We start from the raw sequence: 8,744 nt of genomic DNA on the forward strand, positions 1-8,744 counted from the left end.
ACTAACTCATCAATTGATATGATTCTTTTAAAAGAACTAAAAACTCTTGATTTAGGTCGTCTATACTATGGAACCTAAAATTATTGTGAAATCTGTTTTTGGAAACTTGTTCAATTTTAGTAATTTTCTCGTGCTCAATTTGTTGGTTTGTTACTAAATTAAAATCTAACCATTTCTTTTTTGGATGAACTCCTCCGAAGGAAGATTTATTCAAAAGATGAATAGAAGTCTTTTTAAACTCAATTTCAAACGGTCCTATTTCTTTCAATAAATCGAGTATTTCAGAATATATTTTATGAACATTAGATGCCTTATTTGAGAATAATTCATCTTCTGACATATTGTCATCGCCTTCTTTCTCCTTAAAATATAGTTTCTATTATCATTATTTTGCCTCATTTTACATCACTTTACCATTATCGTTATTCAACTAAACTCCCTCAATGAAGAAAGGAAAATCTCCCGTTTTCTCCTGTTTTCTTAGATTTTCATAGTAGTTTACCTTACGGTAAATGTTTAATAGTTGGGGAATAATCACTGGAAAGGATAAAATTGGACTTCTAAAGGTTAGTTTAGGAGTGTATTCTTCCGAAGACTTCATTTTTGACAATATAGTGGAAAATGCTGATAAGGCATTGTATATGGCGAAACAAAATGGAAGAAATCAGGTTTGTTATTTATAGAAATAATTTTGCAATAACAATCCATTAAAGCAGCAAAAACCGGCTTGAAATTAAATCAAGCTGGTTTCTAGTAACATGATATCACCTTACTACCATTCGGCAATGCTTCCATCCTTATGGCGCCAAATTGGATTTTTCCAATTATGGCTGATCTCTGCTTGTTTTCTTAAAAATTCTTCATTGATTTCAATTCCTAATCCAGGACCTTGCGGTATGCTGACAAAGCCATCTTTATATTCAAACACGGATTTATCGACGACATAATCCAGCAAATCACTTCCTTGATTGTAATGGATACCTAAACTTTGCTCTTGAATAAATGCATTGTGTGCTGTCGCGTCGACTTGCAAACAGGCTGCAAGCGCAATCGGTCCTAATGGACAATGGGGTGCAAGTGCGACATCATATGCTTCGGCCATAGAGGCAATTTTTTTACATTCAGTTATGCCGCCTGCATGGGATAGGTCTGGCTGAATAATATCGACATAACCCTCCCCAAGTATTGACTTGAAATCCCAGCGTGAAAACATCCGCTCTCCAGTTGCAATCGGGATGGATGTATGTTGGGCAATTTCTCGTAAGGCTTCATTATTTTCACTAAGCACTGGTTCTTCTATAAACATTGGCCGGAACTGCTCTAGTTCCTTAGCAAGAATCTTCGCCATTGGTTTATGGACCCGACCATGAAAGTCAATCCCGATTCCTACATATTGCCCGACCGCTTCACGTACCGCTGCAATTCGTTCTAGCGCTTGATCGACCTTTTCGTAAGAATCAATATACTGAAGCTCTTCCGTTCCATTCATTTTGACAGCCATAAAGCCAGCATCGACCACTCTCTTTGCGGCTTCTCCCACATCAGAAGGACGATCACCGCCAATCCAAGAATATACCTTAATCGAATCCCTGCATGCACCACCGAGCAACTGATAAACAGGGGCATTAAAATATTTTCCTTTAATATCCCAAAGCGCCTGATCAATACCCGCAATTGCACTCATCAGGATTGGGCCGGCTCGATAAAATCCGGAGCGATATAACATGTTCCAATGATCTTCAATTCTTTGCGGATCCTTACCAATTAAAGATTCCATTAATTCCTCGACACAAGCCTTAACTGTAGATGCCTTTCCTTCAATTACCGGTTCACCCCATCCAACGATTCCTTCATCAGTTTCTATTTTTAAAAATAACCAACGCGGCGGAACTTGGAAAAGCTCAAAACTGCGAATTTTCATCTAATACACTCCCTATAAAATCTTTCTATTTCAACTTGTTGTCATTCGGTAAAACCCAAATGGTGACAATTCGATAAAATCTCAGTTGCTCCAAATACGAGTGAATATTCTACTTGCTGGTCCTCAGCCTCAATAATTTTCCACTTATGATTCATATACCTTAATAAATGAGTAAAGGCCTTTCTTAATGGGTTTGAACCTCCGACGATCAGCCAATCTATCTCGTCAATTTCTTTTGCCGATTGAGAAAGAGCCTGCAGATCATTATAGATAACAGATCCGGCAAAATAATTTGCCCGCTGATTTTCATCCAGCTCAGTAAATAAATCCAGTAAGCGAATATGATAAAAACTCCTGGTTAGCCCATATTGTTTCGCCGCTTCATATCCGTATTCGAGCATTTTCTGGTCGATTTCCACAATCAAGCGTGTATCCAATGAATCAGAAAGAATGGTCTCCTTTTGGATAGCTTGAAGGGTTTCCCCTCCTAGTGTCGATACACAAGACAACAAATACTTCTTTTCATCCACAGCCACAAATTTTGTATGGGATCCTGGAAGAACGATCATTCCCCTACCTTTCACTTCAAACTGTTTGAGCAGACCAAAGGACTCTACTTCTTCTCCGCGCAAAACATCAAAACCGTTAATGGAGACTGGCAAATCCTTATCACCTATAGAATTTACTTGGTTTCTCATCCCTGGAATAAATACACAAGGAATTTGGAGAAATTCTTCAAGCTTTTTCACTTTTGCTGACTTTGCAAAGTCAGCCATTCCTGCAGGGCTGGGGATATGAGGGACTTCATAAATGCCTAAATTGGATGTAATCATACCAGAAGCAGCCATGTACTCAATATCACTGGCTCTTAATTGATTTCTAGTTAATAATCTTTCCAGTCCCTGTTTTAAATGGGCTTTTAAATTGGTATTGCTGCCTGATATGGCGGTGTCCCGTACACCAATTCGAATTTTTTCGGTGTCGAGAACTTCACAAGTTGTATTGTCGTATAGCCTTAATCTAGAATTCGTCGTCCCAGAATCAATCAGGATTACCTTCACTTTGACCACCGCTTTTCTCATCAATTCAATTTTGAGATTTAACTTTATTGACAATTTCTACGAAGCTAGCTGCCCGTCTTTCAATTTCTTCGAAGTCACATTGTTTTACTAGTTTTTCATCTACGAGCGAACTGCCAATTCCTAGAGCACTCGCTCCAGCTTTTAAAAATAAACCTGCATTCTCTAATGAAATTCCCCCGACAGCCATTGTTTCCACAAAGGGTAACGGTCCACCTAAGTCGGTCAAATACTTAGGACCCAACTGTCGAATCGGGAAGATCTTTACCATTTGTGCACCGTATTCATAAGCTGTTAACACCTCAGTCGGAGTCATGACTCCCGGGATAATCGGCAAATTATATCGATTCGCTGTTTCAATGGTTTCCTTTTTTAAGGTTGGAGTAAGGATGAAACTTGCTCCAGACATAATCGCCAATCTAGCAGTCTCTGAATCTAATACGGTTCCTGCTCCGATTAGCAACTCTGGATACGTTTCTTTTATCCGCTCAATGCCTCTAAGAGCACCAGGGGTATTCATCGTGATTTCAATAGCACGAATGCCTCCATGATAAAGACTCCTAGCTGTATTTTCTAACCCCTCTAATGAGTGGCTGCGTATAATTGCAACCAGTTTTACTCTTTTTATTTCCTCTAATGACGAGGTGCTCATACCACTTCATCTCCTAATAGCTGTGTGAGTTATCCTTTTACACTGCCTCCCGTTAGCCCAGCAATAATATATTTTTGGGCAAAGAGCGCCAATATAAGTACAGGTGCTGTGATGATTACGGAAGCGGCCATGAGACCACCCCAATTTATTTCTGAATAGGATATAAAATTAAAGACAGCAATCGGTAATGTCTTGGTATTGTCTCCTGCAAGAATCAATGAAAACATAAAGTTATTCCAAGAAAAAATAAACGCTAAGATGGATGATGTAACAATTCCCGGTCCCGAGATTGGTAGCATCACTCGGACAAATGCAGAAGGGATGGAACATCCATCAACACGGGCAGACTCCTCAAGTTCGTGCGGCAGCCCTTCAAAAAACGGTATCATAACCCAAATAATAAATGGCATCGTCACAAGCATGTGACTAAGAATTAGAGATGTATAAGTATCGATTAAATGCAATTTCGAGAAAATAATAAACCATGGAATAAGGAAAGAGATACCAGGGACAATTCTAGCAACAAGTATTAAAAGCCCGAGCCCCTCCTGCTTGTATCTTGCAATCGAATAAGCAGCCGGTAATCCAAGAATAAGGCCAAAAACGGTCGCTCCTACTCCAACAATAAAACTGTTCCAAATAAATGAAAGAAAAGAATATTTATTAAATACACTTATGTAATTACTAAAATTAGCGGTAATTTCAAATAGTTTTGAAGTATCCAATATTTGTACTTGCGTTTTAAATGACGCAAGGAGCATCCATAGGAAAGGTAATAAAAACAAAAACAGGGATAAGTAGACACCAGCATGAGTAAAGATAGATTTAGTGGTATTTGGTTTATTTCCACTCATAAGTTAACCCCCGCTCTTTTCCGTAAAAGTATCGTAAAAATGCTGATGGAAAGGACGATAATGAAGAATACCATTAACAAGGCAGACGCCTGACCAATTTTAAAATATTGAAAACCTAAAACGTAACCATAAATATTAATTGTCTGGGACGAAGTACCAGGTCCACCCTGGGTTGTTGCGTAAATTATATCGAACGTTTTTAACGCATCAATCATTCTTAAAAGTACAGCAGAATAAAGTGTCGGCTTCAATAAAGGAAGTGTAATTTTAGTAAAGGATTGCCATGTATTTGCTCCATCAATCATAGCAGCCTCATAAGGATCTTTTGGCAAAGATACAAGACCAGCCAATACAATTAAAGCGATCATAGGTGTCCATTCCCAAACGTCAATAAATATTAACGAAGGCATAACGAGATTCTGCGATGTTAACCATTCCTGACCTGGGAGACCTATTTTTTCTAAGAAAACATTGGCGATTCCAATATTAGGTTCGTAAATAAGAACCCATATTAATCCCACTGCAACAGGGGTTGCAACCATTGGCAATAGAAACAATGTTTTTACCAGACCCTTGCCGACGATATTCTGATTCATTAAAATGGCTAGCCCAACACCCAATACGGTTTCAACAGTAACTGCCACAATGGTAAAATAAAACATAAGTTTCAACGAGTTAATAAATAGTTCATCTTGAAATAAATTGAGATAATTTTGAAAAGCTACCCATAGCGGCGGAGTAATATTCGACATACTCCATTCATGAAAACTTAACCAGAATGTATACCCTACAGGCGCGACCATCATTAGTGCTACAAAGATCACAGCAGGCATGGTAAAAACCCACTTGATGTTGCGATCAATCCAATTTGTCATACTTCTGCTCCTCCTTACCAATGATAATTGCCTTTAAAACAAACGGCTTTCCGAGAGCATCCAGCAGTCAAACCTAGATTGCTAACCGAAAGCCGTTTCCTATTAGGAAATATCAGTTTTATTATTTCTCACTGTCGAGAATCTTTTGGAATTCTTTATCTGCTTTTTCTGCAGCTGCTTTGACGTCTTTCCCTTCAATCCCTGCTAAGATGACATCACCAATCACGTCACGTGCAGCACCTACATTAATAAGAACTGGACGATCATAAGGGACTGCCTCAGCTTTACCATTCGCTGCAATCGCTTCTGCTAAATCTTTCGGGAATTTCGCCGTTCCTTCTGGAGAGTTCCAGACAGAAATACGTGCACCAGGGTTACCTTCAGTTTGAAGCTTTAATACCATTTCTTTACTTTCAACCCATTTAATAAATTTCCATGCCGCATCTTTCTTTTCGGAATTAGCTCCGATACCAAGTGCCCATGAAGTGATGTTATAAGGTTTTATACCCTCAGGACCAGCAGGGAATGGAGCAAATCCAACTTTATCTGCTACCTGTGATTTGGCAGGATCAGTTGCATTCGTAAATAAAGATGATGCATCAGTATAGAATGCTGCATGTCCTTGGGTGAACACTGCCATTGCTTCTGGCCAACTCATGTTTAATGTGCCTTTAGGACCATATTTATTTAGCATTTTCCCATAGTAATTAAATGCTTCAATTGCTTCAGGCGATGTAATAGTTGACTTGCCATCCTTCATGAAATCGCCGCCAAAGTCATACAAATAGCTTGAGAACTGTGTAACTGCTGCAGCACGCTTACCGCGAGAAACAAACCCGGATACGCCTTTTGCCGGATCATTTAATTTCTTTGCGGCTGCTTCAAGATCTTCAAGAGTTTTTGGAACTTCTAGTCCAGCCTTTTCTAGAAGATCTTTTCGATAGTATAAAACTTCTGTTTCCGTTACCAGAGGCAGCCCGTAAAACTTTTCTCCATCCTTAACACTTCCAAGGGAAGAAGGAATAAAGTCGTCTGTGTAACCTTTCTCACTACCCACATAGCTGCTCATCTCGGCAAAATATCCGCTCTTATTGTACATTTTTCCATCTTGAAGCGGACGGAACATTACAACATCAATCCCCTTTGAGTTGGAAGCAAACTCAACGGATGTTTTTTGTGTGAGTTGATCCTCAAAGTAGCTGTCAATCTTAACCTTGATTCCTGTCTCTTTCTCGAATGCAGGTAATTCCTTTTTAATAGACTCTGTCCACGGGTGATTAGCAGCCACCACGCGAATTTCCTGTACTTTTTTCTCTGTTTTATCAGCTGACTTAGAATCAGATGATGTTGCGGATTCTCCACTGCAGCCCACGAGCGCAGAACTAATCCCTACAACTATGGCTAGATAACCAGCTGCTTTTTTAAGACCCACCAAACTACTTTTCATAATCTTCCTCCTATTTCTAATATAAAAATAATTAAAAAAAGTGATAACGCTTTCATTATATGGTTAATTTTTTTGTAGCAAATACCTATTTAAGAAGAGGGGTTTGTGAATTTAGCGCTATCAACAATATGTTAAATGGTTGTTAAAACCATATAATGACTATATAAATAGATTTTTTTTAGGTGAGGCATATCCTTTGCTGTCTATGTATCTACTATAAATTATTTATAGAATATCGAAGGTAAGTGGCATACCCCCTCTTTTCAATAAATGTACGCTTATTAATTCGTGTATCGGTATCCAATACTGCATGATATTTTACTAGCGGTATCGAGCAACTTTTCCACAATCATTTCTTTTTGCTTAAGCATCCGTTCTTTTGGTCCTGCTACACTAATCGCGGCTTGAATGGTGTTTTCAACTCCAAAAACAGGAGCTGCAAGACAATAGAGTCCTTCTTCATTTTCTTCGTCATCAATGGAGTAACCCTGATTTGCAAAACATTCTAACTGCTGCAATAGGTCTTCCTTTTTTGTGATAGTTTTTTCCGTGATAGGCTCAAGTCTTAAACTGCTTAAAATTTCACTTTTCCTATTTTCCGGAAGAAAGGATAAAAAAGCCTTACCCAAACCAGTACAATATAGAGGCTTACTCTTTCCCGGCTCAGCAGTGGTACGTATAGAACGATTACTATTAATTTTTGCTATATACGCCAATTCAGATTGATCTAGAATGGCCATGAAAACAGTTTCCTGGACCTCCTCCATCAATTCTTTTAGAAAAAGCGAACCTTGAACAGAAAGATCGAATGAATCCTTAGCTGCACTGCCAAGCTGGATTAACTTTGGACCAAGCTTATATCTTCTAGTATCATCAGCAGTCAGGTAACTGTTCGTGTAAAGAGTCTCAATCAAACCAGAAGTACTGCTTTGAGGAAAGGATAGCATGTTGCTAATTTCTTTTATCGTTAATCCTTTTGGATGATGGGCAAGTAAATCAAAAACCCTTAAAACACGTTCAGCCGATTTTACCGACAAATTCTCATCCCCTATACATCACATATGTGATTTTAAATCCTATATATGATTTATGTGTTTATCATACTATACGATACATCCTCTTTCAATAACTTTTTTAAATATTAAGTCAAATGATGTTTGCTGTCCTTTTTTTGAAACAGTAAAAAACTCCTTCATCTTGAGATAAAGGAATTTACGTTCATTTTTAATTGAACAGGATTAGTTGATTTCGGCTAGTAAAGTGCTTGTAGAATGTCTTCTTATGGATGCAGATAAAGTTAATTCAGTAATAATAAAAATAAGACAATGGCCGGCCAAATCCATGCTCATAAAAGATTTCACATCAAATACAGAAATCTGGAAAAGGAAGAACCAACAATAGACAGCCGAAGGCAAGCAGCATTCAACAAAGTGAGAAGGGCAGGCAAATATGTCCGTGTATTTGAATAGGCATAACAGAATAATCCCACCATTGATGCTGAAAAAACTTTTGAAGTAATGCACCACTGATATATTCAAAGAAGCCAGGAGAGAAAAAACAGGACAATATCCCGATTTCAGATAACGAGGGAAATAGAACTTAACCGATGGGGGAAGAGGAAACTGGCCGGCTATTCCTAATAATGATAATCTGATATCTACATTTACCTGATTCAAACACCAAAAGAAATTTCTGCTAGTTTCGGTTATTAGACAAGTATTAATAAATCACAATGCGCCATCGGAAAATGGAATTACAAGAAAGAATATTCCTAAACCCTGGATATCACCCACCTTATACACATTTGTCTTAAGGGCATAAAAAAGAGGACGCTTCGCATGATTTATACCCCGAATAACGGACACGATTAAAAAAGTGCCCCCTTATTCGGGGTTTTTTATGTTCCTCAGAAAAAA

9 protein-coding genes are annotated in these 8,744 nt (G+C 38.3%); all 9 read right to left on the reverse strand.

Features of this window, described 5'->3' with window-relative positions; translation table 11 throughout:
• Position 1: 1 nt before the first annotated feature.
• The 9 genes from G8761_RS24515 to G8761_RS24560 all read right to left on the reverse strand — a co-directional run bounded on the left by G8761_RS24515 (position 2) and on the right by G8761_RS24560 (position 8,394).
• Positions 2–340, reverse strand: a complete 339-nt coding sequence (locus G8761_RS24515) for a DUF5655 domain-containing protein (RefSeq protein ID WP_166030568.1) — start codon at positions 338–340, stop codon at positions 2–4.
• Between the two features lie 432 nt (positions 341–772).
• Positions 773–1,921, reverse strand: a complete 1,149-nt coding sequence (dgoD, locus tag G8761_RS24525) for a galactonate dehydratase (RefSeq protein WP_166030570.1) — start codon at positions 1,919–1,921, stop codon at positions 773–775.
• Positions 1,922–1,962: 41 nt separating this feature from the next.
• The gene (locus G8761_RS24530) at positions 1,963–2,982 is read right to left on the reverse strand and encodes a 2-dehydro-3-deoxygalactonokinase (RefSeq protein ID WP_166030571.1); all 1,020 of its coding nucleotides are present in this window, start codon (positions 2,980–2,982) and stop codon (positions 1,963–1,965) included.
• Between the two features lie 25 nt (positions 2,983–3,007).
• Positions 3,008–3,652, reverse strand: a complete 645-nt coding sequence (locus tag G8761_RS24535; protein WP_166030572.1) for a bifunctional 4-hydroxy-2-oxoglutarate aldolase/2-dehydro-3-deoxy-phosphogluconate aldolase — start codon at positions 3,650–3,652, stop codon at positions 3,008–3,010.
• Positions 3,653–3,681: 29 nt separating this feature from the next.
• Positions 3,682–4,506 (reverse strand): carbohydrate ABC transporter permease, encoded by an 825-nt coding sequence (locus G8761_RS24540; RefSeq protein ID WP_166030573.1) that lies wholly within the window; start codon positions 4,504–4,506, stop codon positions 3,682–3,684.
• Entirely contained in the window at positions 4,503–5,381 is an 879-nt protein-coding gene (locus G8761_RS24545) for a carbohydrate ABC transporter permease (protein WP_166030574.1), read from the reverse strand. Before G8761_RS24545 ends, G8761_RS24540 begins: the two co-directional genes overlap by 4 nt.
• A gap of 121 nt (positions 5,382–5,502) precedes the next feature.
• A complete protein-coding gene (locus tag G8761_RS24550; RefSeq protein ID WP_166030575.1) occupies positions 5,503–6,828 on the reverse strand; it encodes an ABC transporter substrate-binding protein in 1,326 nt (441 codons plus the stop codon).
• Between the two features lie 281 nt (positions 6,829–7,109).
• Positions 7,110–7,865, reverse strand: a complete 756-nt coding sequence (locus tag G8761_RS24555; RefSeq protein ID WP_166030576.1) for an IclR family transcriptional regulator — start codon at positions 7,863–7,865, stop codon at positions 7,110–7,112.
• 385 nt (positions 7,866–8,250) lie between these two features.
• Positions 8,251–8,394 (reverse strand): putative ABC transporter permease, encoded by a 144-nt coding sequence (locus G8761_RS24560; protein WP_207789336.1) that lies wholly within the window; start codon positions 8,392–8,394, stop codon positions 8,251–8,253.
• Between the last annotated feature and the right edge of the window lie 350 nt (positions 8,395–8,744).

Source organism: Neobacillus terrae (genome assembly GCF_011393025.1).
GTDB classification, from domain to species: Bacteria; Bacillota; Bacilli; order Bacillales; family Cytobacillaceae; genus Neobacillus_A; species Neobacillus_A terrae.

Excerpts from the sequence above, each read along its gene's own strand:
- G8761_RS24515 (WP_166030568.1), bottom strand. The coding sequence starts at position 340 with ATGTCAGAAGATGAATTATTCTCAAATAAGGCATCTAATGTTCATAAA.
- dgoD (WP_166030570.1), bottom strand. The coding sequence starts at position 1,921 with ATGAAAATTCGCAGTTTTGAGCTTTTCCAAGTTCCGCCGCGTTGGTTA.
- G8761_RS24535 (WP_166030572.1), bottom strand. The coding sequence starts at position 3,652 with ATGAGCACCTCGTCATTAGAGGAAATAAAAAGAGTAAAACTGGTTGCA.
- G8761_RS24540 (WP_166030573.1), bottom strand. The coding sequence starts at position 4,506 with ATGAGTGGAAATAAACCAAATACCACTAAATCTATCTTTACTCATGCT.
- G8761_RS24545 (WP_166030574.1), bottom strand. The coding sequence starts at position 5,381 with ATGACAAATTGGATTGATCGCAACATCAAGTGGGTTTTTACCATGCCT.
- G8761_RS24550 (WP_166030575.1), bottom strand. The coding sequence starts at position 6,828 with ATGAAAAGTAGTTTGGTGGGTCTTAAAAAAGCAGCTGGTTATCTAGCC.